Source organism: Patescibacteria group bacterium, from assembly GCA_024238995.1.
GTDB lineage: Bacteria > Patescibacteriota > Minisyncoccia > Minisyncoccales > JANBVM01 > JANBVL01.
This window is the reverse complement of sequence record JANBVL010000010.1, coordinates 1-22,959: the sequence shown is the minus strand read 5'-3', so window position 1 is coordinate 22,959 and position 22,959 is coordinate 1. Positions and strand designations below refer to the sequence as shown.

The following is a 22,959-nucleotide window of genomic DNA, read 5'->3' as shown; positions in this document are numbered from 1 at the left end:
CTGACAATTCAGGAGGAGCTTTGTTCTATGTTGATACTAATGAAGAATTAGTAGTTAGATCCAAACTTAAAGTAGAAAAAGCATTAATCCTTACTCCCTTAACTAGCAATCCTGCTACCTGTAATTCAACTAACAAAGGAATGATATACTATGACAGTACTGCAAACATGCCAAAGATATGTGACAGTTCTGCCTGGAACGATTATGAAGGACCTCAAGGATTGCAAGGCGATCCAGGGTCAATAGGATTAACAGGACCTGAAGGGCCTGAAGGCATTCAAGGAATTCAAGGACTTCAAGGTGATCCAGGAGCAACAGGACTTCAAGGTATCCAAGGGCTTACTGGTCTTCAAGGTATTCAAGGCGATCCAGGAGCAACAGGAGCAACAGGAGCAACAGGAGCTGATGGGATTCAAGGACTTCAAGGACTTCAAGGTGATACTGGTCCTACAGGAGTTACAGGAGCAACAGGAGCTGATGGGATTCAAGGCATTCAAGGCAATCCAGGGTCAATAGGATTAACAGGACCTGAAGGGCCACAAGGGCCAGTAGGTTCTGAATTCTGGAATGGTGCGATTGGTGGAGATATTTATAGCGAAAATACTGGCAATGTTGGTATTGGGACACTAGATCCAGAAGGGAAACTATCTGTAACTGGTGATGTTGGAATTGGAGCTATAGCAAATACTGATCAAGCTAGTCATATGCTTGATATTGCTTCAACAAAAGGCAGTACTGGTTATTCGGCTATAAGGGCCCTGTATCCAGGGGGTGGTGGGTTAGCAGGAACAGAATTTGGTGCACTTGCTCATAGAGAAAGCCAATGGAATGCTGTTTACGCAAAAGCAGGAACTGGTGGAGCTATAGCTTTATATACTGATGGCGAGGTTAATATGATGAACGGCAATGTTGGTATTGGGACAATAGCACCAAGTTACCCTCTTCATGTGGAAAGTGGTTCCAGCTATGCTATTTATGCTGAGACAACAACATCCTATGATGATTATGCGATTTATGGGAAAGCTTATGATGACTATGGTGTTTATGGTTATGCTGCTGGTGATGACTATGGTGTTTATGGGAAAGCTTATGATGACTATGGTGTTTATGGTTATGCTGGTGATAGCTATGGTGTTTATGGTTATGCTAATAATAATATTGGAGTAAGAGGTGAATGTGGAGCATTTGATTGTTATGGTCTTTATACTACCGACAATCTTTTTGTTAACGGTAATGTTGGTATTGGCATATCACCAAGTTATAAGTTAGATGTTAATGGTTCAGCGAGAATACGTAAGAACAATAACGTACAGGGCTTGTTAATAGGTGATGATGTCTGGTTGGGTGATTTGAACGTAAGAAACCATCTCGTTATAACAGGAGCGTTTGAGTCAGTAGATGGAGGTATTACTTTTGGTTCGGGTAAAGACACTAATATATATAGAGGCGGTGCTAATATTTTAAAGACAAATGATACTTTTTTTGTGACGAAAGATTTACAAATGGGGGGGCAAAGAAAGACTGGTTGGAGTAATAGTCCTGGTGGAGGTGGAACAGAGTGGACCTACGGAAACAGCTCATGTGATGAAGAATCTGAAGTCGGAGAGCTATTCATTGAAGAGATACCTACGAATAGGCCCGTGTCTTCGGGTGCAACGGATGCTTTTCTTTGTGTTTGCCTAAGAGCATGGGGCAACGACGTTACGGTTCCCTCATATTATTATGCTTGCCTGCACTAACTTTAAAATATTCATTATTCGAAACAAAAAAATCAAAAGATAGCAATATGGATCTTACAAAATGTGATTATTTTAATGATACTTTCACATATGAGTATGAAACAGGAGACGTTGTATGTATTGATGTAGAACATTCAGGGAAACCAGAAGAATACGATTTGGTTAAATTTATTACAGATTGTGATAGTTCTTACGATAAAAGAGTATTGAGTTCTATAAATTATGATTCAACCTTAACGCTGAGAGGATTTTTATACCCTGTAACGATGACAAGAAACATACCGGTAAAAGTCATTTGTGATACACCAATAGAAGTAGGAGACCCTTTGGTCACAAGCAATGTTCCGGGTTATGCTATGAGCGCTTATGTTGATGAGCCAGATAACTTTAGAGAGTCTTTTGATATGCAGTCTGCTGTATTTGTTAAAGCCCTGGACAGTTGTGATAATGGAACTGCAACCATTAGAGCTTGGAAATAGAGTGATTATGGATAGATATTTTTATAGATTTTTGTATAACAGAGTTAGAACGCTAAAATCATTTGAATCTTGCAAAAATGTATTAAGATGATATATTAATTAATTAGTTTGTCATGGTTAAAGCAGATAACGATTTTGGTATTGATATTAAAGAAATGGCTGAAGCAGGATTGCATTTTGGTCATAAGACTTCAAAGACTCATCCTAAGATGAAGCCTTTTATTCATGGAACAAGAAATACTATCAACCTTATTGATTTAGATAAAACTAAAGAAGGTTTGGAAAAAGCTTTAGATGTTGTTAAGAAATTAATAGCTGAGAAAAAAACATTAATAATTATAGGCACTAAGATTCAGGCGAAAAAACTGGTTGAAGATTTTGCCAAAGAACATGAGCTTTTATATGTTTCCGAAAGATGGTTGGGAGGAACTATCAGTAATTTTGAAGTAATTAAAAAAAGGATTGATTATTTCAATGATTTAAAGGTACAGAAAGAAAAAGGTGAATGGGAAAAGTATAAAAAGAAAGAAAGAGGTCAGCTTGATTTAGAAATGGAAAGAATGGGAAAGAAATTTGAAGGGATAAAAAACCTCCAAGCTTTACCAGACGCTATTTTTGTTCTAGACATTGAAAAGGATTCATTAGCAATAAAAGAAGCAAGAAGCAAAGGAATTATGACTATTGGCGTTTCAGACGCTAATGCTGATCCAAGTTCAGTTGATTGGCCAATTCCAGCCAACGATGATGCCGTTAGTGCTATAAAATACATTTTAGCTAAGTTATCAGAAAGCATTAAAAAAGGAAAAAAACTACAGGAAGAGAAAGAGGAACAAGAGAAAAAAAAGGAAGAAAAAGAAGAAAAGAAAGAAAAGGAAAAATAGCTAGGAAACATAAACTTTATGATTTCAATTGAAAAAGTAAAAAAACTAAGAAACATTACTGGTGTTTCAATAACAGAGTGTAAAAAAGCTTTAGAAAAAGCAAATGGTGACATTGAAAAAGCAAAAGATATTTTAAAAGCACTTGGAAAAGATGTTGCTCAGAAACGCTCATATAAGGAAACTAAGGCAGGAATAGTTGACAGCTATATTCATGCTGATAAAAGAGTAGGAGTTTTAATTCAGCTTAACTGCGAAACAGATTTTGTTGCTAAAAGTGATGATTTTAAAAAATTAGCCCATGAGCTTTGTCTTCAAATAGCTGGTTTTTTTGATGATGTTCCAATACTTGAGCAATCATGGATTAAAGACTCTAAAAGAACTGTTAAGGATTTAATTGAGGAATATATTGCAAAATTTGGTGAAAACATAACCTTAGAGAAATTTATAAGGTATGAAATTTGAATTAATTCTTCAAATTATTCTATTTACAAGTTCTGTTGGATTAGGAGTGATTGTGCTTAGAAAGCTACCGGTTTTAAGAGTCTTGCCTGAAAAGGAGTTCTCTGGTTTTTCTGAAAAAAAACAGATTATTGCTTTAAAATTTAAAGAAGGGGTTAAGAAGCTTAACTTGCTTAAAGATTTGTCTTATGAGATGATTTTAGAGAAAGTTTTAGCAAAAATAAAAAACATTTCTGTTAAATTTGAGAGCAAAATGTCTAATTTACTTGTTGAAGCAAAAGAAAATACTAAACAAAGGGGAATTAGGGAAAGTGATAATTATTGGGAGGAAATAAAAAAATCTACTAAAAAAAACAAACTTAAGAAATAGTTGTTGATGTATTAAGGTGAAAGATGACATCTGCTAAAACAATTAATCAGGGCTTAATAAACAGGATTTGTTTTTTGTATTCCAAAAAACTATATTCTATGTTAGAGATAGCTAAGCTTTTAAATATATCACACAATAAAGTGCGATATTGGCTAGAGAAAAATAATATTTCTAGAAGGAGTAGAAGCGAGGCAAGTTTTTTAGTCCACAGTCAAAGATTTAACAAAACTCCAGCTAATGTTAAACAAGATTTTACTTCAACTCAAGAAAAATTATTGATTAGCGGAACAATGCTTTATTGGGCAGAAGGATCAAAGGATCCTAATGGATATGTTTCTTTTGCAAATAGTGACCCCAAGATGATTCAATTATTTTTGAAATTCTTGTATGAAATTTGTGGGGTTCAAAAGAAAAGAATTCGCCTACTGTTACATGCTTATGAAGATCAAAAAGATTTAAAACTAGAAAATTATTGGTCTAGAATTACAAAAGTTTCTTTGAACCAATTTCATAAGACATATGTTCACAAAGGTAAAAAAGGTACTTATAAGAAAAAATCAAAGCACGGAACATTATCGTTAAGATGTTATGATAAAAAGCTGTAAAGACAAATTTTAGAATGGATAGAGAAATATCAACATATTATAGGCCGACGTAGCTCAGTGGCAGAGCAACGCACTTGTAATGCGTAGGTCATGAGTTCAACCCTCATCGTCGGCTCATTTATTTAAACTTGACTAAAAATGGAAAAATTAATTTTAGTTGATAAAAACGATAAAATACTTGGCTTTGAAGAAAAAGTGAAATGCCATTTGAATGAAGGACTGCTTCATCGTGCTTTTACTATTTTGCTGTTTGATGATAATGACAATATTTTACTTCAAAAAAGAGCTAAATCAAAAATGCTCTGGCCGTTATATTGGGAAGCAACATGTTCCAGTCATCCCAGAGAAAATGAAACTTATGAACAGTCAGGCAAAAGAAGATTAAAAGAGGAATTAAGAGTTAATGCAGATTTAAAGTTAATAGATAAATTCTATTACCAGTCATTTTATAAAGACATTGGTGCAGAACATGAACTTTGCGCTACTTTAGTTGGAAGTTATAATGAGAGAGAAATTGATTTTAATAAAGATGAAGTTACTGATTTAAAATGGATTGAAATTAATGAACTTAAAAAAGAATTAAATCAGGATCCTCAAGATTATGCTCCCTGGCTTAAAATTGTTCTAGACAGAATTGAACAAAAATATGGTGAAGATATTAAATCCATACTTTAAATTATTGAGAATTTCAGACTGGCGTGGTTATATTTTAATGAGTCTGTTTGGTTTTATTCTTGCTAAAGGCTTCTTATTTCCAGTAAAAGAAATTATTGTTTTCTGGGGCATAGTCGTATCTTTTTTAGGATTTGGTTTTTCAATAAATGACTGTTTTGATACAAAAGAAGATGTCTATGATAAAACAAAAGAAAATCCTTTAATAACTGATAAGGCAAGTTTTAAAAAAAGCTTGTTTTTTTCATTCCTATTAGGTCTTTTGGGTTTAGGGTTGTCAGCTTTTTTTGGATTAAAGATTTTTCTTTTTTGCTTGGTTGGCTTGTTAATCGGCTTTTTCTATTCTGCTCCACCAATTCGTTTTAAATCCAGGCCTTTTCTTGATTTAATTTCACATGGTTTTTTTGCTGGCATTTTTTTGTTTATTTTGTCATTTTTAATATTTAAAACAGAAATTACCCGCGTCTATTGGGTTATTGCCTCTTATGTCTTCTACTTTTCAGTAACCCTTGAAATGAGAAATCATTTAGAAGATTATGAATCTGACAAAGCTGCAGGAATAAACACTTCAGTTGTTTCTTGGGGACATGGTGTTTCTAAAAAAATACTTGATTATTTAATTGGCTTTTATCCTTTAATTCTTTTTCCAGTTTTTCTGATTGTTCCCTATAAAATACTTTTATTGTTTTTGTTTTTTAGTTTTGTTTTTGTTGTTATCTTTTTATTCAAGAAAAATTTAAAAATAGTTGAGAATTATAAAATAGCTGATATTTATACAATAATATGTTTTAGCTTATTATCTTTGGCCATGATATTGTAAATTAATATGAGCAATCAGGAAAAAATCACGGATTATTTTGATAGACTAAAACCAGAAATTGATAAAATTATTGAAAAATACGTTCCTAAAAAAGTAAGTCAAAAATGGCTGGAACTTGTTTTTGAAAAACCAAAATACCAATACACAATTGATGCAGCCCAGCAAGTTTTACTTGATCCTGTTTGGGATTTTTTAGATAGAGGAGGAAAAAGATGGAGGCCAAGCTTATTTTTATTGGTTGCTGAAGCTGTAGGAGGAGATGTTGAAAAGCTTAAAGATTTTTCAATTGTTCCAGAGTTAATTCACAATGGAAGCTTGATCATTGATGACATTGAAGACCAGGGAGAGTTGCGCAGGGGGAAACCTTGTCTTCATAAGATTTTTGGCATAGATATTGCCATAAATGCTGGTAATTTTTTGTACTTTTTACCTTTAGTTGTTTTTAAAGAAAACAAAGAGAAATTTGATAAGGAAGTTTTTTTAAATGCTTATCAGATTTATGCTCAGGAAATGCTGAATATTCATTTAGGGCAGGGAACAGATATTTTTTGGCATAAAGGAAAAACTGAAAATATTAATGAGCAAGAGTATTTTCAAATGTGTATTTTTAAAACAGGGTGCTTGTCAAGAATGGCTGCCAAACTAGCTGTTGTTTTATCAGAAAAAAACAATGAATTAACCCAAAAAATAGGCAGAATAGCTGAAGCAATTGGTGTTGCCTTTCAGATTCAGGACGATATTTTAGACATAGATTTAACAGGCCAGGATAGAGAAAAGTTTGGCAAATCTTTTGGCAATGACATTAAAGAAGGTAAAAGAAGTTTAATGGTAATTCACAGTTTGAATAAAGCTGGCAGTGAAGATAAAAAAAGACTGCTTGAAATATTAAACAAGCACACTGAGAATATTGATGAAATTGAAGAAGCAATTAAAATCATTCAAAAATATGAAAGCATTGATTATGCAAAAGGGGTTGCTAAAGATATTATTAAACATGCCTGGCAAGATGCCGATAAGTTTTTAAAAGAATCAGAAGCAAAACAGAGATTAAAGAGTTTTATTGATTATTTAATAGAAAGGAAATCTTGACAAAGATATGAGAAAGGATAGAATACAAAGTGAAGAAAATGGAAAGGACATTACAACTTAATAGTAAGGACCTTAGTAATTAATATAATTAGTTTTTTAGAGCTGTCCCGACTATTAGAAGTTTAAGTATTTTTAAATATTTAAAATTCATTTTTAGTTGAGGATTTGATCCTGGTCCAGGATGAACGCTGGCGACGTGGATAAGGCATGCAAGTCAAGCGGGTCACCTTCGGGTGGCAAGCGGCAAACTAGTTAGTAATACGTGGATAATGAACCCTAAAGACAGGTATAACCTGGAGAAATCCAGGCTAATCCCTGATGTTCCCAGTCATTCAAAAGAAAGGCTGGGCAAACGGAAAGAGCAATCTAACCGCTTTAGGCTTGGTCCACGGCTTATCAGCTTGTTGGTAGGGTAACGGCCTACCAAGGCTATGACGAGTAGGCGGGGTGAGAGCTTGACCGCCAACGATGGCATTGAGATACGGGCCATACTCCTACGGGAGGCAGCAGTCGAGAATATTGGTCAATGGGGGAAACCCTGAACCAGCGACGTCGCGTGCAGGAAGAATGCCTTCGGGTTGTAAACTGCTTTTATGGAAGAAGAATCCCTCTCCATTTTTCGTGAATTATTCGTGGAAAATGGTGAGGGATGACGGTACTCCAAGAATAAGGGGATGCAAATTCTGTGCCAGCAGCCGCGGTAATACAGAATCCCCAAGCGTTATCCGAATTTATTGGGCGTAAAGGGTCCGTAGGCGGTTTAGTTAGTCTAGTGTTAAATACCTTTGGCTTAACCTTAGGAGGGCGCTGGAAACTGCTAAACTAGAGGGCGTTAGAGGTGAACGGAACGCACGGTGTAGGGGTGAAATCCGTTGATATTGTGCGGAACATCAAAAGCGAAGGCAGTTCACTGGGGCGACCCTGACGCTGAGGGACGAAAGCCAGGGGAGCAAAAAGGATTAGATACCCTTGTAGTCCTGGCTGTAAACGATGGATACTGGCTATTTGTAGTGTCGACCCTACAAGTGGCGAAGCTAACGCGTTAAGTATCCCGCCTGGGAAGTACGGCCGCAAGGCTAAAACTCAAAGGAATAGACGGGGGCTCACACAAGCGGTGGATCATGTGGCTTAATTCGATAACAAACGAGGGACCTTACCAGGACTTGACAGGCTAGTGTAACCCTGCTGAAAGGCAGGTTACCTTACAAGGACGCTAGCTCAGGTGTTGCATGGTTGTCGTCAGCAGGTGTCGTGAGACGCTCCCTTAAATGGGGAAACCTGCGCAACCCCTGCCCTATGTTTTATATGTCATAGGGGACTGCCGTAGATAATACGGAGGAAGGTTGGGATGACGCCAAATCCGCATGGCCCTTTGATGTCCTGGGCTGCACACATGATACAATGGTTAGGACAATGGGTTGCCAAGGAGAAATCCGGAGCTAATCTCATCAAACCTAATCTTAGTTCGGATTGAGGTCTGCAACTCGACCTCATGAAGCTGGAATCGCTAGTAATCGCGAATCAGCGATGTCGCGATGAATACGTCCCTGGGCCTTGTACTCACCGCCCATCACGCCAAGCGAGCTGAGAACAGCCAAAGTCTGCATTTAATGCGGCCTAAGCTGGGTTCAGTAAGAAGGGCGAAGTTGTAACAAGGCACGGGTAGCGGAAGCTGTCCGTGGATCACTACATTTTAAATTTTGGTTGATAAAAGTTGAAGTCTGGAATTTGGATTTTAACTTTTGGGGAGTTGATCGAAGTTCCTTAAAGATCGATTATTCGGGGCAGCTCTAAAAAACTAATGCTAAAAAAAAACAAGCTCAAAAAGCTTGTTTTTAGCTTTACAAACACTGATTTTTTAAATAAAATCTAATATATGGCAATTCCTAAAAAAGTAATAAATTTCTTGGAAAAAGCTAAGGTTAAATACGAATTAGTAGAACATAAAACCGTGTATACTGCTTTTGATAAGGCAAGGACTTTGAAAGAAAAACAAAACATTATTGGAAAGACTTTGGTTTTGAAAGCTGATAGAGATTTAGCGATAGTTTTAATTCCTGCCAACAAAAACTTAGATAAATTAAAGTTTAAAAAAATAGTTAATGATTGGAAGAGAAAAACAGATCAAAAACTTATTAAAACTATTGATTTTGCTTCAGAGAGATTGATTAAAAATAAGATTAAAGGAGTGAAGGTTGGGGCTATTCCTGGTTTCGGAAACTTATTTAAAATACCTACTTTTATTAATAAATCTCTACTTAGTCCATCAAAAATTATTATTAATTCTGGTGATTATAAAAACTCAATTCAGTTAGAGCCAGCTCAGTTTGAAAAATTAGTGCCTGATTTAATAACAGGAAGTTTTACAAAAACTAGAAAAAGTTAATGAATTTTTACCGTATTTTTCAAAAGCTTTACCAAAGATCAGCTTACAAAATGTGTTTAGAATGTGAAGGGTTTATTAAAAATAAATCTAAAATTCTTGATGTTGGCTGTGGTTCTGCAATAATTGCCAATACTTTTCAGAATTTTTTTGATACAGAAGTTATTGGAGTTGATGTAAAAGACAGAAGGATTTTCCCAATAGCATTCAGCTTGATTAATGGAAGAAAATTAAATTTTCCTGACAACAGTTTTGACAATGTTTTAATTGCTTATACTCTTCATCATAGTCAAGATCCAGCCGCACTTTTAAAAGAAGTAAGAAGAGTTGCAAAACACAGGATTTTTATTTATGAAGATTTACCAGATGACTTTTTATCTAAATTAGTTTGTTATTTCCACGGCTTTTCATTTGATAGGTTTTTTGGTAATAAAGATAAGACAACTTTTAAAACAGAAGATGAATGGCTTGAGATTTTCAAGGGCTTGGATCTTAAATTAGTTCATGATAAATATGTTTCTTTGAGTTTTGAGCCAGTTAAAAAGAAATTATTTGTTTTAGAGGTTTTGGGCGCGTAGTTCATTGGCGGAACGCTTCTCTGATAAAGAAGAGGTAGAAGGTTCGATTCCTTCCGCGCCCACATGTTGGGCCTGTAGTTCAGTTGGCTAGAACGCCGCTTTTGCATAGCGGAGGTCAGCGGTTCGAGTCCGCTCAGGTCCACCAATATATAAAAGATAGGACATAATGTCCTATCTTTTTGTTTTGTCCTATTAAAATGTTTTATAATTCTTCGTATTCAACTTCCTCTGGGAATAATAATTGAAAAGGATACCCCTTATAATTCCTTTTGATTGTTCCGCAACCTAAGTTTTTAAGAAAATCTACCATTTGATTGGTAATTTCTTCTGGATTTACATTTTCTTTGCCAATATATTCAATCTCTACAAAATCACCAAGATTTTCAACTGAATCTATGTTTACTTCATAATCCTTGTAATTCCAAGTTTTTCTTATTTTTTTAACCTTGGCTATAGTTTTAAAGTTAAGAATTTTCAATATTTCTTTGGCTGTATTCAGATCTCCTATCTTGGTTTCATATTCATCACAATAAATACTTCTTCCTTTATTATCAATATGCCAGTTTTTATAATTTATTGAATAATCTTTTCCTGAATTTCTTAATCTAAACCATTCTTTTACAGGTCTAACTTCAATAAAATTACGATGAATTGGGGAAAAATATTCATCAATTTGCTGGTTTTTTGATTTAAACTGAGCATTACTTTCTAAAAATTCTATTAATGGTTTTTTGTTTTCAATATTAACTTGTATTTCTATTTCAGTTTTTTTCATAATGTTTTAGTTATTTTATTATGCTATAAAATACACAAAAAGTCAATAGAAATTGAATAAAAAGTTTTCCACAGGAGCTTTTTTGACATAATGCTATAATATATCAATATCTTTTAAAAAGGTCGGTAATCTAATTAGTAAATATTTATTACTATGATGGTTCAAGATTGGTCTATTATTACGCTTGAGGCATTGCAAGGTGCTTGGGCAGGATTTTTAATGTTTCTACCGAGATTGATTGGTGCGACAGTTGTTTTAATTATTGGCTGGTTCCTAGCAATTGGTTTAGGAAAACTAACAGCTGAAATTTTAAAGCAATTAAGATTTAACAAATTTTTTGAAAGAGCTGGCTGGAGAGAAGCATTGCAAAAAGCAGAGGTAAAAGTTAATCCATCTGAGTTTATTGGAGCAATTGCGAAATGGATTTTAATTATTGTATTTCTATTAGCTTCGGTTGAAATTTTAGGATTTGTTGAGTTTGCTGACTTTTTAAAAAGAGTTGTAATTTGGCTTCCTAATTTGATTGTTGCCTCAGCTATTTTCATTGTTACTGTAATTCTGACAGATATTTTAGAGAAAATTATTAAAGCAAGTGTGAAGAAAATGGGGGTTGATTATGCCGGATTTTTAGGAATGACAGTCAGATGGGCAATATATATTTTTGCAGGATTAGCAATCTTACTTCAGTTAGGAGTTACTCCGACTATTATTGACACTTTAATTAAGGGCTTTGTAGGAATGATAACTTTGGCCTTTGGTTTAGCCTTTGGTTTGGGCGGCAAAGACGCTGCTTCTAAATTAATCTCTGACGTGAAAGGCAAGATTTCAGAAAGGTAAATTTTGTTACAGATTAAAACATTCCAAATTCAGTGCTCTGAGTTTGGGGTGTTTTCTTTTAGCTTGACACTCTTTTTTACTTTGTTAGAATAAAAACACAATGAGAATAATGCAAAGAAAAAAATACAATTTTTGGAAGCGGTAACTTCTTAATTTTTGTTTATTGGCAAAACCGCTTTCAAAAGGCGGTTTTTAAGTTTGAAAGGGATGGAAAGCACTATACAATTGAATATGGAAAACAAAAAAAATAATCTAGCTAATTAATCAAATCACCAATTATATACACATACACTTTAAGTATTTTATTAAAATTTCATTTTGTGAAATTTTTGAGGGCAAGATTACTCAACGGCAAATGGTGGATGCCTTGGGAGATTGAGGCGATGAAGGACGTGGGGTGGCTGCGATAAGTCTCGGGTAGGTGCCTACCAACCTTTGATCCGGGAATTTCCGAATGGGGAAACCTGTTTCGTTGATAAAACGATTCAATCCTGTTTTTATGACAGGATAGTAAACCCGCTGAATTGAAACATCTTAGTAAGCGGAGGAAAAGAAAAAAAGAACTACTAATTATTAATCACTAATTTTTACGAATTTTATTCGCAGAAATTAGTGAATATTAGTAGTAATATTCCCTTAGTAGCGGCGAGCGAAGAGGGAGGAGCCCAAACTTCATACTTTTTGTATGGAGGGTTGTAAGGGAACGTCGTCGGGGCGACCCGGAGGAGATTAAAAATTAAAGATTGGTTAAAGGAAATTTCTTGGAAAAGAATACCGTAGAAGGTAATAGTCCTGTACTTGAAAACTTCTTTATGCTCCTTGATGTTCTACTTGAGTACCACTCGGGGATGAAACCTCTGTGGGAAACAGGCTAAACTACTAGCCAAGGCTAAATACTCAATCTCACCGATAGTGAACAAGTACCGTGAGGGAAAGGTGAAAAGCAGGGAGGTGATCCCAGTGAAATAGAACCTGAAACCATTTGCTAACAAAAAGTTGGAGCTGCGTTTTTCGCAGTGACAGCGTACCTTTTGGAGCAGGCACCAACGAGTTCGTGCACTTTCTTGTCTAAGTCCTTTTGGGATGGAGACATAGGGAAACCAAGTGTGAATAGCGCGTTTATAAGGGAGTGTGCGAGACCCGAAACCAGGTGAGCTTGCCATGACCAGGGTGAATCCATCTGAAAAGATGGAGGAGGCCCGAACCCGTGGGTAGTGCAAAACCTTGGGATGAGTTGTGGTAAGTTGGGAAACCCTAATCGAACCTGGTAATAGCTGGTTCTCCCCGAAATAGCTCTGGGGCTAGCCTAGATGAGTAGAAATTGAAGGTAGAGCACTGGAAGAGATATCGTGCCGCAAGGTAGGTATTTCTACTAAACTCCGAATGTCAATTTCGTAATCACTGGAGTAAGACTTTGGGCGCTAATGTCCGAAGTCAAGAGGGAAACAACCCAGACCTTAATCTAAGGTCCCTAAATCTTCTGTTTTTAACAGATCAGTCGCAAGACTGAAAGCTAAGTGAGAAAGGAAGTGGAATTCCATAGATAGCTAGGAGGTGAGCTTAGAAGCAGCTACCCTTTAAAAAGTGCGTAATAGCTTACTAGCTAAGGAATTCTGCGCCGAAAATTCACGGGACTAAAGCTTAGTACCGAAGATAAGGATGCATTAATTTATTAATGCGTGGTAGGGGAGCGTTCTTAGTGCACTGAAGTTAAACTGTAAAGTTTGATGGAGCGCTAAGAAGTGAGAATGTTGGTATGAGTAACCGCAATCAAGGTGAGATCCCTTGACACCGTAAGCCCAAGGTTTCCTTGGCAATGACAATCAACCAAGGGTTAGGCGGTCCTAAGGTGAAGCCGAAAGGCATAACTGATGGACAGTCGGTTAATATTCCGACCCTTCAGCATTTTTTCGAAGAGTGACGTAGTCTAGTAATCCGGGCAAGTTATTGGATTCTTGTTGTTTGCTTAAGAATTTTCAAGAGTCGACAAAATGTTTTGCTACGGCAAAATAAATTCGGATGAGCAGGCTACCTGGAAAAGCTCTTAGAGTTAAAAATGTTGGATCCGTACCGCAAACCAACACAGGTGGGCGAGTGTAAGTGTACTAAGGTGAACGGGTGAAACCTCGTTAAGGAACTCGGCAAACAAGCAGGCGTACGTTCGCAATATGCCTTGCCACAGCAATGTGGCCGCAGCGAAAGTCTCTCTGGCGACTGTTTATCTAAAACACAGGTCCCTGCTAAATTCGTAAGAAGATGTATAGGGGCTGAGGCCTGACCAGTGCCGGAGTGTTAAGCTTATCGGTTATTTCGTCTTCGGATGGAATAGCTAAGTGAGTTAAGCCTCCGGTGAACGTCCGCGGTAACTATGAATTCACGGATTGTAGTTATAAAATCTAGCTATATGCGGGAACATCTCGATAAAGACTTGAAATGTACTCATAAGGAATTCGTCTATCCTTAATAGTAAAAATCATTTCAAGAGAGACAATCCGCAGGAAAGACTATTTGTGAAAACAAATTTATGAAAGAAAAAAAATGGTTAAAACAAATTCCATCTCGTATTGGATGGTACTTTACTGGATTCGCTGATGGAGAAGGAAGTTTTAATCTTTCTTTAAAAAAAGATTCAGAATATCGAGTGCGTTGGCATATAGAGCCAAGCTTCAATATCTCGCAACGAGATGTAACAGTTTTAAATCTTTTTAAGCGATATCTCAAAGTTGGTAAAATTCGACAAAGAAAAGATGGCGTACATTATTATGAAGTACGGAATTATCGTGCGCTTCATGAGAATATTATTCCTTTTTTCGAAAAGTATTCTTTTTTCTCAAGTGGAAAAAAGAAAAATTTCTCAATTTTCCGCAAAATTATTAATTTGATGTATCAAGGTGCTCATAAGAATAAAGATGGTCTTATGAAAATTTTGATGCTTCGTGAAAAAATTAATAAAGGTCGTGGAAGAAAACGTAAGTATTCTTTAGACGATTATCTTAATTCACAAATAGAATCCCCAGAGACTATACGCTAGACTCAGTAAAAACTGAGATGATATAGTCCGATCTCATAGGAGACTATGAGCTAACATAAATGAACCGTGTTAAAGTAGCGTAATCCCTTGTCGGGTAAGTTCCGGCCCGCATGAAAGGTTCAACGACTAGAGAACTGTCTCAACGAGGAGCCCGGTGAAAATACAATGGGGGTGAAGATGCCTCCTACCTGCGGCTAGACGAAAAGACCCCAGGAGCTTTACTATATCCTGATATTGAGTTTTTGTTTTGAATGCGTAGTGTAGTGGGTAGACTTTGAAATCCTATTTTCGGGTAGGATGGAGTCGCCAATGAAACACCCATCTTTCAAAGCTTGGATTCTAATCTCATTTTTAATGAGAAACAGTGTTTGGTGGGTAGTTTAAGTGGGGCACTTGCCTCCGAAAAAGTAGCGGAGGCGTCCAAAGGTCGGCTAAGTACGGATGGAAATCGTACGTTTAGGGCAAAGCCATAAGCCGGCTTTACTGCGAAGGCAATTACCAGAGCAGTCGGGAAACCGGGGCTTAGTGAACCGACAGTGGTTAGTAGGACCGCTGGAGATCATCAGCTAAAAGTTACCCTGGGGATAACAGGCTAGTAGGGCCCGCAAGTCCACATTAACGGCCCTGTTCGGCACCTTAATATTAAAATATCGGGGTGCTATGGCAGTAATGTCATATAAAAAATCTGGCTTATAACGGTGGAATCCATATATATAGAACCCGTTAAATCTTAAATGTATATGGGCAATACCGTGGGAAGTTTAATTCAATTCAAAGAATCAATAATACAGTATGTAAATTGAGTTATAACCCCGTAGAGACTTGATCTATTAAGATCGGAGTTCTCTGACAAGATAATTTATATCTTGATTTAGATGAGAGCTAATACGCCAGCCCCTTTTTATTGATTTTAAAGGGTGAAGATATAGTCCGAACCTTCTGGTAACAGAAGAAAAATTAACAGCGATGTCGGCTCAGCACATCCTGGGGGCGGAGAAGCTCCCAAGGGTTGGACTGTTCGTCCATTAAAGTGTTTCGCGAGCTGGGTTCAGACCGCCGTAAGGCAGGTCGGTCTCTCTCTACCGCAGGCGTAGAGTCTTGAGGAGATTTGGTCTTAGTACGAGAGGATCAGACTGAACTAACCTCTAGTGTACCAGTTGTTCCGCCAGGAGCATCGCTGGGTAGCTATGTTGGGAAGGGATAAGCGCTGAAAGCATCTAAGCACGAAACCCACTCCAAGATCAGGACTCATTATTAGATTCCTCAAAGATGATGAGGTTGATAGGCTACAGGTGTAAGTGGAGCAATCCATTCAGCCGAGTAGTACTAATTAATCGATAAATCTTGTCCTCAAAAATTTTACAAAACTAGAAAGTAAAAGGCGTTTTAGTGGCGGCTATACTGGCATTGTTCCACCTGTTCCCATCTCGAACACAGAAGTGAAATATGCCAAGGCCGATGATAGTGGGTTGCCCGCGAAAGTAGGTAGCCGCCGCTAAAGCGCCTTTTGTTTTACTTTAATATGTTTGTCTGGTTATAATGAATTAATGACATTTAAGAGAAATTCTGGAAAAAACAATAATTCTTTTAATGATTTTTTCTCTAGCAACTCAAGTTCTAAGACTGGAATTGTAATTTTTCTAATTATTGTTGCCTTTGTTTTGAATTTATCCTTTACTTCAAAAAGCATTAAAGGGTTTTTTTATTCAATATCTGAACCTATTCAGTATTGGTTGTGGGAAAAAGGCATTAAAAGCTCTGATTTTTTCAAATCAATTTTAAATAGCCAGAATTTGAAAAAGGAAAATGATTTTTTAAAATTTGAAAATCAAAAACTAATAAGCGAGAATATCTTGTTAGAAGAATTAAAAACAGAAAATCAGCTTTTAAAGACAGCTTTGGATTTAGATCTTGAAAAAGAGTTTGAGCTTGATTTAGTTGATATAATTGCCAAGACAAATGATTATTTAATAATTAATAAAGGTTATGAGCAAGATGTGGATATTGCTATGCCTGTTATCACTGAAAACAAAGTTTTAGTGGGTAAAATAGTTGAGCTTTTCCAAAATACAGCAAAAGTAGAGCTTTTAAGTTCAAAAAACAGTTCTTTTGACGTTGAGATTCTTAAAAAAGATATTTATAGTTTAGCAAAAGGAGAAGGTGATTTTGAGATTATTCTTGATTTAATTCCTAATCAAGAAAATATTGAGACAGGGGATAAAGTGATTACTAGTTCATTGGGAGGAAATTTTCCAAAAGAACTGCTGGTGGGCAGTGTTGATAGTATTAAAAAGTCAGATGTTACAGCTTTCCAGGAAATTAAAGTTAAACCTAGTTTTAACTTAAGCACAACAAAGACTTTATTTATTATTAAGAACTTTACTAATATAATAGACTGATTTTTTAAAAATGTTTAAAAAAATTATTCTCACTATTTTCGGTTTTTATCTTTTAACCTTGCTCCAAGCTAGTTTTTTTATCCATTTCTCAAGCTATGTTCCAAATCTTATTCTAATAGCAGTAGTTTTAGTTAATTTTTTTGAAAAACAAAAACATGGTTTTGGAATTTTTTCAGCCCTTGTTGGCGGATTTTTTTTAGATGTTTTCTTTGGTCCATATATTGGCTACTATATTTTGATTTGTTTTTTAACCTCTTTGTTTATAAAGCTAGTTTTAAAAAAGTATGTTGGATAAGCTTAAAAAAAGAAAATACTCCAGGTTTAGAGATATTGAACCCCATGAGATAATGCTTGATAAATTGGCCAAACAAAAAGAAGAAGAATGGGGTGTTTCAATGAAAAGAGTCAAGGTTCCTCTTTTAGACAAGACTTTAAATATGTTTTTAATTGTTTTAGTTTTAATAATGCTTGTTTTAATTGCTAAAACATTCCAGCTTCAGGTTATGAGAGGAGATGATTATGCTGCTTTGGCCCAAAAAAACAATTTTATCATTAAAAGCATTGAAGCAGAGAGAGGGGTAATATATGACAAGAATTTAAAACAATTGGTTTTTAATATTCCCCAGTTTGATTTAATTGTTCAAAAAGACAAGCTTCCTGAATCTGAAGAAGAAAGAAAAGCAGTTTTAACAGAAGTTGCCAGGATTTTAGACAGGAATTATGAGGATTTAAAACAAGAGATTGAAGATAGTAGTGATTCTTCTGTAGAGATTTTTAAAGACTTAGAACGTAAAGCATTGATTATTATAGAGTCAAAGCTTAAAGAATTAAAAGGGTTTGAGATTAAAAAAACCTTAACAAGGGATTATATTGATGGAGATTATTTTTCTCATGTGCTTGGATATATGGGAAAGATCCAAAGCCAGGAGTTAGAGCAGACCCCTTATTATTATTCAATACTGGATTATGTTGGAAGAGATGGATTGGAGAATCTTTATGAAGAGGTGTTAAGAAAAAACCCTGGTAAATTAAAGATTAAGAGAGATGCACTAGGCAATGTTATTTCCCAGGAACTTGGTTCTTTGCCCGAATCAGGAAAAAGCTTAGTTTTATATCTTGATTCTGATTTGCAGAAAAAATTAAAGGATTCTTTAATTTCCCAGCTTCAAGCAATAGGAAGCAGCAAGGCAGCAGCAGTGGCTTTGGACCCAAAAACTGGTGGAGTATTGTCTTTGGTGTCATTGCCTTCTTTTGATAATAATGTTTTTTCAAAATCAGATTCAGAAGGCATTGAAAATATTTTTAATAATCTAGATGAGCCCTTATTTAACCGTGTTATTTCTGGCCGCTATGTCACTGGCTCTACGATCAAGCCTTTAATCGCTTTAGCAGGATTAGAAGAGGGAATTATTAGTCCTGATGAACCCATACATTGCACTGGGATGCTTGAAGTTGAAGACTATTGGGATCCTGAAATTATTTGGCAGTATAAAGATTTAAGGGCTCATGGCTGGACAGATATGAGAAAAGCTTTAGCTGAATCTTGTAATGTTTACTTTTATCGTTTGGGTGGTGGTTATAAATCTCAGCAAGGATTAGGTCCAACAAGGATAAAGCAGTATTTAAGCATGCTTGGCTGGGAAGATAAAACTGGCATTGATTTGCCAGGTGAATTAGCAGGTTTTATTCCTGATAAGGCTTGGAAAAAAAGAGTTTTAGGTGAGGGCTGGTGGGATGGAGATACATATCATTTGTCAATTGGCCAGGGTTATCTTCAAATCACTCCAATAGAAGTTGCAGTGAGCTTTATGCCAATCGTTAATTATGGAACGATTTATAAGCCTCAGATTGTTGAGAAAGTTTTAGATAGTGAAACAGGAGAAATGATTGAAGAAATTGCTCCTGAAATCATTAAACAGGACTTTTTAAGTACTGATAATATTGAGGTTGTAAGACAGGGAATGAGGCAGGCTGTTACTGGTTATAATTCTCCTAATGCTTCAGCAATGATGCTTGGTTCTTTGCCAGTCAAAGTTGCTGCCAAAACAGGAACAGCTGAAACTTCAAAAGAAAATATATACCATAACTGGGCTACTGTTTTTGCTCCTTATGATGATCCTGAAATAATAATAACTATTATGATCGAAGGAGTTGAAGGAATTAGGGCAGCGACCCTGCCTGTTGCTTATGACGTTTTGAATTGGTATTTTACTAAATGAGTAAAAATCACTAAAATTAAGTATTATGAATACAAGAGGTGAAATTAAAAAAACAAGATTAAAAAAGATTAGCAGGATTGAAAGCCATGGGTTATTGCCTTATCCTGGTTCTGTTAAAAGAACTCATAACATAACTGAAGCTTTAAAAGGTTTTAGTTCTTTAGCGCGTTCAAAAAAAGAGATAATTCTAGCAGGGAGAATAAGGCTGTTAAGGGCTCATGGCGGTTCTACTTTTATTCAAATTGATGATGGAACTGATAAAATCCAGGCATATTTTAAAAAAGACAGGTTAGGCGAGAAGCCTTATAAATTCTTTTTAGATAATTTTGATGTTGGTGATTTTATTGAGATAAGAGGAATGTTGTTTAAAACAAAAAAAGGAGAAAAAACAATTGAGGCTAGTGATTATCATATGCTTGCCAAGAGCTTACTGCCTTTGCCTGAAAAATGGCATGGTTTAAAAGATGTTGAAGAGAGATTTAGAAAAAGATATCTTGATTTAATTTTTAACAAAGATATTAAGAAAAAGTTTGAAGCTCGTTCCTTGATTATTAAGTCTTTAAGAGAGTTTTTGGAAAATGAAGGGTTTTTAGGAGTTGAAACTCCGATTCTTCAACCTGTCTATGGCGGTGCAAGAGCTAAGCCTTTTAAGACTCATTTAAATGCGATGGATATGGATTTATACTTACGTATTGCTCCGGAGTTGTATTTAAAAAGATTAATTGTTGGTGGGTTTGAAAAAGTGTATGAAATTGGCAAATGTTTTAGAAATGAAGGAGTTGACAGATATCATAATCCTGATTTTACAATACTTGAATTTTACTGGGCTTATGCTGATTATAAAGACTTGATGAAGTTAACTGAGAAAATGTTTTCTTATGTTCTTAAAAAAGTATTTGGCAAATTAGAAATAACTTATGATGGAAAAAAGATTAATTTTAAAGCTCCTTGGAAACGGGTTGAGTTTTATCAGTTTTTCAAAAAAATAACTGATATTGATTTAGAAGAAATCAATGCAACAGCTTTAGCAAAGAAAGCTAAAGAAATGGGCCTGGATATTGAGAAAGGAGCTCCTAAAGCTGAAATTGCTGATGAAATATTTGCTAAAGTTTGCCGTCCTAAAATCATTGAACCAACATTTGTTATTCATTATCCTAAAGGATTTCAGCCTCTGGCTAAGTCTTTAGAAAAAGATTCTGAGAAATTAGCTAATTTTCAGTTAATTGTTGCAGGAGCAGAGCTTATTAATGCTTTTTCTGAATTAAATGATCCAATTGAACAGCGAAAGAGATTTGAAGAGCAAGAAAAACTGTTTAAACAAGGATTTGAAGAAGCTCAAAGAATAGATAACGATTATTTAGAGGCAATGGAATATGGCATGCCTCCGGCAGCAGGATTTGGTTTAGGAGTTGATAGGTTGGTAGTTTTATTGACTGATTCACATGCTTTAAGGGAAGTGATTTTGTTTCCAATAATGAAACCTAAAAAATAATATGTTAGATATTAAATTTATTCGTCAAAATCCTGATAAAGTAAAAAAAGCTTGTAAAGATAAACAGGTTAAAGTTGATATTGATAAGCTTTTGAAGGTGGATAAAAAAAGAATAAAGCTTTTACAGACTTTAGAGGATATGAGGGCTAAGAAGAACAAGGCTTCAAAAGATATAGTTAAAACAAAAGACAAGAAGGAAAAGGAAAAGATTATACTGGAGATGAGAAAGCTTGACAGGAGCAATGATAAGTTAGATGAAAACTTAAAAAAGCTTGAACAAGAGTTTAATGAATTAATGCTTTTAGTTCCTAATCCTGCTTCTGATGATGTTCCTGTTGGAAAGGATGAATCAGAAAATGTGGTTTTAAAAGAGGTTGGTAAAAAAACTAAGTTTGATTTTAAGTTTAAAGATTATTTAGAAATAGCCGAAGAACTTGATTTAATTGACGTTAAAAGAGCAGCCAAGGTTTCAGGAACTAGATTTGGGTTTTTTAAAAATGAAGTTGTTTTGTTGGAGCTTGCTTTAGTAAACTTCTTATTTGAAGAACTAGGAAAAGAGAACTTTTCTCCTGTTATTCCTCCTGTCTTAATAAGGCCAGAAATGATGAAAGGCATGGGCTATGTTGAAAGAGGGGGTGATGAAATGTATTTTATTGAAAAAGATAATCTTTACTTAATTGGCACTTCAGAACAGATTATTGGTCCAATGCATGCTAATGAGACTTTTAATGAGAAAGAACTGCCTAAAAGATATGCAGGTTTTTCACCATGCTTTAGAAGAGAGGCTGGTTCTTATGGTAAAGATACTAAAGGAATTCTTAGAGTTCATCAATTTGATAAAGTTGAAATGTTTATTTTTTGTCGTCCTGAAGAATCTATCAAAGAGCATGAGTATTTATTGGCTTTGGAAGAAAGATTTATGCAGGCATTAAAACTTCCTTACAGGGTTGTTCAGATGTGCACAGGTGATCTTGGTGATCCAGCAGCTTCTAAGTATGATATTGAAGTATGGATTCCTTCACAGGATTGTTATCGTGAAACACATTCTACTTCAAATTGCACTGATTTTCAGGCAAGGAGATTAAATATCCGTTATAAGGATAAATCAAATAAAATGAACTTTGTTCACATGTTAAATGGAACTGCCTTGGCCATGGGAAGAACCATAATTGCCATTATTGAGAATTATCAGCAAAAAGATGGGAGCATAGAAATTCCTAAAGTTCTTCAAAAATATACTGGATTTAAAAAGATTGAGAAGAAATAAAAATGGAAGAAAAAGTTATTTCAATTAATAATTTGAAAGTTAATTACAAAGCTACAGGATCTGGTCCTGTAATTTTGATTTTACATGGCTGGCCATCTTCTTCTGATTCTTGGGCTAGATCTATGAAAAGTTTATCTATAGCTGGCTATCAGGTGATTTGTCCTGATTTGCCTGGTTTTGGTAAAAGTGATACTCAAGTGCAGCCTTGGAGTGTAGCTAATTATATGGAGTGGGTGTTAAAGTTTGCTGATTCTTTAAAATTAGATGATTTCATTCTTTTAGGCCATTCTTTTGGCGGAAGAGTAGCAGTTAAGTTTTCAGCAAAATATGGTGATCGGCTTAAATGTTTGATCTTATGCGATTCAGCTGGAATCAGACCTAAGTTAGATGCTAAAAGTACAGCAATTTCTAAAGTAGTTCAAATAGGGAACAATGTGTTTTCTCCTGGGTTTTTAGTGGAGGTTAAAAATGTTTTAAGAAATATTTTGTATTTCTTTATTAAGAACAGGGATTATGTTAAAGCTAAAGGCGTTATGAAAGCAACGATGACTAAAGTTGTGGAAGAAGACTTAGGTTTATATCTGCCTAAGATTAAGAATAAAACTTTGCTTATTTGGGGTAAAAAGGATACATTAGTGCCAATAGAATATGCTTATCAGTTTAAAGATAAGATTAGAGATTCTAAACTTGAAATTATTCCAGGAGTTGGACACAGCCCTCATTTTAGAGCTTTTGAAAGATTAACAGAAATTATTATCATGTTTTTAAATGCTTTATGATTGCTTTTTTAAGTTTTTTTTGGTTTTTAAGACAGATAAAAGCTAATTTATTCTGGTTTTATCTTTGGCAGTTAAAAGAATATCA

The 22,959-nt window shown here is 35.3% G+C and carries 19 protein-coding genes, 3 tRNA genes and 3 rRNA genes; 24 read left to right on the top strand and 1 reads right to left on the bottom strand.

Annotated elements, in window-relative coordinates; translation table 11 throughout:
* The 15 genes from KJI70_03310 to KJI70_03240 all read left to right on the top strand — a co-directional run.
* The coding region (locus KJI70_03310) for a collagen-like protein (GenBank protein MCP6718534.1) at window positions 1–1,739 on the top strand (1,739 nt) is incomplete at its 5' end.
* Between the two features lie 47 nt (window positions 1,740–1,786).
* A complete protein-coding gene (locus KJI70_03305; protein ID MCP6718533.1) occupies window positions 1,787–2,218 on the top strand; it encodes a hypothetical protein in 432 nt (143 codons plus the stop codon).
* Between the two features lie 113 nt (window positions 2,219–2,331).
* Window positions 2,332–3,099 (top strand): 30S ribosomal protein S2, encoded by a 768-nt coding sequence (gene rpsB / locus KJI70_03300; GenBank protein MCP6718532.1) that lies wholly within the window; start codon window positions 2,332–2,334, stop codon window positions 3,097–3,099.
* Window positions 3,100–3,117: 18 nt separating this feature from the next.
* A complete protein-coding gene (locus tag KJI70_03295) occupies window positions 3,118–3,561 on the top strand; it encodes an elongation factor Ts (GenBank protein ID MCP6718531.1) in 444 nt (147 codons plus the stop codon).
* Window positions 3,551–3,928 carry a hypothetical protein gene (locus KJI70_03290; protein ID MCP6718530.1) on the top strand — a complete coding sequence of 126 codons (378 nt, stop codon included), beginning with the start codon at window positions 3,551–3,553 and terminating at the stop codon, window positions 3,926–3,928. The genes KJI70_03295 and KJI70_03290 overlap by 11 nt, the downstream gene beginning before the upstream one ends.
* A gap of 98 nt (window positions 3,929–4,026) precedes the next feature.
* Window positions 4,027–4,533, top strand: a complete 507-nt coding sequence (locus tag KJI70_03285; protein ID MCP6718529.1) for a hypothetical protein — start codon at window positions 4,027–4,029, stop codon at window positions 4,531–4,533.
* A 43-nt stretch (window positions 4,534–4,576) separates the two neighbouring features.
* Window positions 4,577–4,648, top strand: a tRNA-Thr gene (locus tag KJI70_03280).
* 23 nt (window positions 4,649–4,671) lie between these two features.
* Window positions 4,672–5,208, top strand: a complete 537-nt coding sequence (gene idi, locus KJI70_03275; GenBank protein ID MCP6718528.1) for an isopentenyl-diphosphate Delta-isomerase — start codon at window positions 4,672–4,674, stop codon at window positions 5,206–5,208.
* On the top strand, window positions 5,180–6,025 hold the full coding sequence (locus KJI70_03270; GenBank protein ID MCP6718527.1) for a UbiA prenyltransferase family protein: 846 nt from the start codon (window positions 5,180–5,182) through the stop codon (window positions 6,023–6,025). Before idi ends, KJI70_03270 begins: the two co-directional genes overlap by 29 nt.
* A gap of 6 nt (window positions 6,026–6,031) precedes the next feature.
* Window positions 6,032–7,114, top strand: coding sequence for a polyprenyl synthetase family protein (locus KJI70_03265; GenBank protein ID MCP6718526.1), 1,083 nt, complete (start codon window positions 6,032–6,034; stop codon window positions 7,112–7,114).
* 153 nt (window positions 7,115–7,267) lie between these two features.
* A 16S ribosomal RNA gene (locus KJI70_03260) occupies window positions 7,268–8,808 on the top strand.
* Window positions 8,809–8,990: 182 nt separating this feature from the next.
* Window positions 8,991–9,500, top strand: coding sequence for a hypothetical protein (locus KJI70_03255; protein MCP6718525.1), 510 nt, complete (start codon window positions 8,991–8,993; stop codon window positions 9,498–9,500).
* Entirely contained in the window at window positions 9,500–10,075 is a 576-nt protein-coding gene (locus tag KJI70_03250) for a methyltransferase domain-containing protein (protein MCP6718524.1), read from the top strand. The genes KJI70_03255 and KJI70_03250 overlap by 1 nt, the downstream gene beginning before the upstream one ends.
* A tRNA-Ile gene (locus KJI70_03245) sits at window positions 10,066–10,137 on the top strand. Before KJI70_03250 ends, KJI70_03245 begins: the two co-directional genes overlap by 10 nt.
* A gap of 6 nt (window positions 10,138–10,143) precedes the next feature.
* Window positions 10,144–10,220: transfer RNA gene (locus tag KJI70_03240), tRNA-Ala, on the top strand.
* A 57-nt stretch (window positions 10,221–10,277) separates the two neighbouring features.
* Here KJI70_03240 and cyaB read toward each other — a convergent pair.
* Window positions 10,278–10,850, bottom strand: coding sequence for a class IV adenylate cyclase (cyaB, locus tag KJI70_03235; GenBank protein MCP6718523.1), 573 nt, complete (start codon window positions 10,848–10,850; stop codon window positions 10,278–10,280).
* A gap of 153 nt (window positions 10,851–11,003) precedes the next feature.
* On the opposite strand from cyaB, the gene KJI70_03230 reads away from it, so the two are divergent.
* From KJI70_03230 to KJI70_03190, 9 genes are all read left to right on the top strand, one after another.
* Entirely contained in the window at window positions 11,004–11,687 is a 684-nt protein-coding gene (locus KJI70_03230) for a hypothetical protein (GenBank protein MCP6718522.1), read from the top strand.
* Window positions 11,688–12,021: 334 nt separating this feature from the next.
* Window positions 12,022–16,069, top strand: a 23S ribosomal RNA gene (locus tag KJI70_03225).
* Between the two features lie 37 nt (window positions 16,070–16,106).
* Window positions 16,107–16,216, top strand: a 5S ribosomal RNA gene (gene rrf, locus KJI70_03220).
* A gap of 49 nt (window positions 16,217–16,265) precedes the next feature.
* Window positions 16,266–17,117 carry a rod shape-determining protein MreC gene (gene mreC, locus KJI70_03215; protein MCP6718521.1) on the top strand — a complete coding sequence of 284 codons (852 nt, stop codon included), beginning with the start codon at window positions 16,266–16,268 and terminating at the stop codon, window positions 17,115–17,117.
* A gap of 10 nt (window positions 17,118–17,127) precedes the next feature.
* Window positions 17,128–17,412, top strand: coding sequence for a hypothetical protein (locus KJI70_03210; protein ID MCP6718520.1), 285 nt, complete (start codon window positions 17,128–17,130; stop codon window positions 17,410–17,412).
* Window positions 17,402–19,336 carry a penicillin-binding protein 2 gene (mrdA, locus tag KJI70_03205; protein MCP6718519.1) on the top strand — a complete coding sequence of 645 codons (1,935 nt, stop codon included), beginning with the start codon at window positions 17,402–17,404 and terminating at the stop codon, window positions 19,334–19,336. The genes KJI70_03210 and mrdA overlap by 11 nt, the downstream gene beginning before the upstream one ends.
* A gap of 25 nt (window positions 19,337–19,361) precedes the next feature.
* Window positions 19,362–20,828, top strand: a complete 1,467-nt coding sequence (gene lysS / locus KJI70_03200; GenBank protein MCP6718518.1) for a lysine--tRNA ligase — start codon at window positions 19,362–19,364, stop codon at window positions 20,826–20,828.
* Window position 20,829: 1 nt separating this feature from the next.
* On the top strand, window positions 20,830–22,095 hold the full coding sequence (gene serS, locus KJI70_03195; protein MCP6718517.1) for a serine--tRNA ligase: 1,266 nt from the start codon (window positions 20,830–20,832) through the stop codon (window positions 22,093–22,095).
* A 2-nt stretch (window positions 22,096–22,097) separates the two neighbouring features.
* Window positions 22,098–22,874, top strand: coding sequence for an alpha/beta hydrolase (locus KJI70_03190; GenBank protein MCP6718516.1), 777 nt, complete (start codon window positions 22,098–22,100; stop codon window positions 22,872–22,874).
* Window positions 22,875–22,959: the final 85 nt, after the last annotated feature.

Coding starts and splice junctions, on each gene's coding strand:
- KJI70_03210 (MCP6718520.1), top strand. CDS start 17,128: ATGTTTAAAAAAATTATTCTCACTATTTTCGGTTTTTATCTTTTAACC.
- rpsB (MCP6718532.1), top strand. CDS start 2,332: ATGGTTAAAGCAGATAACGATTTTGGTATTGATATTAAAGAAATGGCT.
- KJI70_03305 (MCP6718533.1), top strand. CDS start 1,787: ATGGATCTTACAAAATGTGATTATTTTAATGATACTTTCACATATGAG.
- lysS (MCP6718518.1), top strand. CDS start 19,362: ATGAATACAAGAGGTGAAATTAAAAAAACAAGATTAAAAAAGATTAGC.
- KJI70_03250 (MCP6718524.1), top strand. CDS start 9,500: ATGAATTTTTACCGTATTTTTCAAAAGCTTTACCAAAGATCAGCTTAC.
- idi (MCP6718528.1), top strand. CDS start 4,672: ATGGAAAAATTAATTTTAGTTGATAAAAACGATAAAATACTTGGCTTT.
- mrdA (MCP6718519.1), top strand. CDS start 17,402: ATGTTGGATAAGCTTAAAAAAAGAAAATACTCCAGGTTTAGAGATATT.
- serS (MCP6718517.1), top strand. CDS start 20,830: ATGTTAGATATTAAATTTATTCGTCAAAATCCTGATAAAGTAAAAAAA.
- KJI70_03290 (MCP6718530.1), top strand. CDS start 3,551: ATGAAATTTGAATTAATTCTTCAAATTATTCTATTTACAAGTTCTGTT.
- KJI70_03295 (MCP6718531.1), top strand. CDS start 3,118: ATGATTTCAATTGAAAAAGTAAAAAAACTAAGAAACATTACTGGTGTT.
- cyaB (MCP6718523.1), bottom strand. CDS start 10,850: ATGAAAAAAACTGAAATAGAAATACAAGTTAATATTGAAAACAAAAAA.
- KJI70_03270 (MCP6718527.1), top strand. CDS start 5,180: ATGGTGAAGATATTAAATCCATACTTTAAATTATTGAGAATTTCAGAC.
- KJI70_03255 (MCP6718525.1), top strand. CDS start 8,991: ATGGCAATTCCTAAAAAAGTAATAAATTTCTTGGAAAAAGCTAAGGTT.
- KJI70_03285 (MCP6718529.1), top strand. CDS start 4,027: ATGTTAGAGATAGCTAAGCTTTTAAATATATCACACAATAAAGTGCGA.
- KJI70_03265 (MCP6718526.1), top strand. CDS start 6,032: ATGAGCAATCAGGAAAAAATCACGGATTATTTTGATAGACTAAAACCA.
- mreC (MCP6718521.1), top strand. CDS start 16,266: ATGACATTTAAGAGAAATTCTGGAAAAAACAATAATTCTTTTAATGAT.
- KJI70_03190 (MCP6718516.1), top strand. CDS start 22,098: ATGGAAGAAAAAGTTATTTCAATTAATAATTTGAAAGTTAATTACAAA.
- KJI70_03230 (MCP6718522.1), top strand. CDS start 11,004: ATGATGGTTCAAGATTGGTCTATTATTACGCTTGAGGCATTGCAAGGT.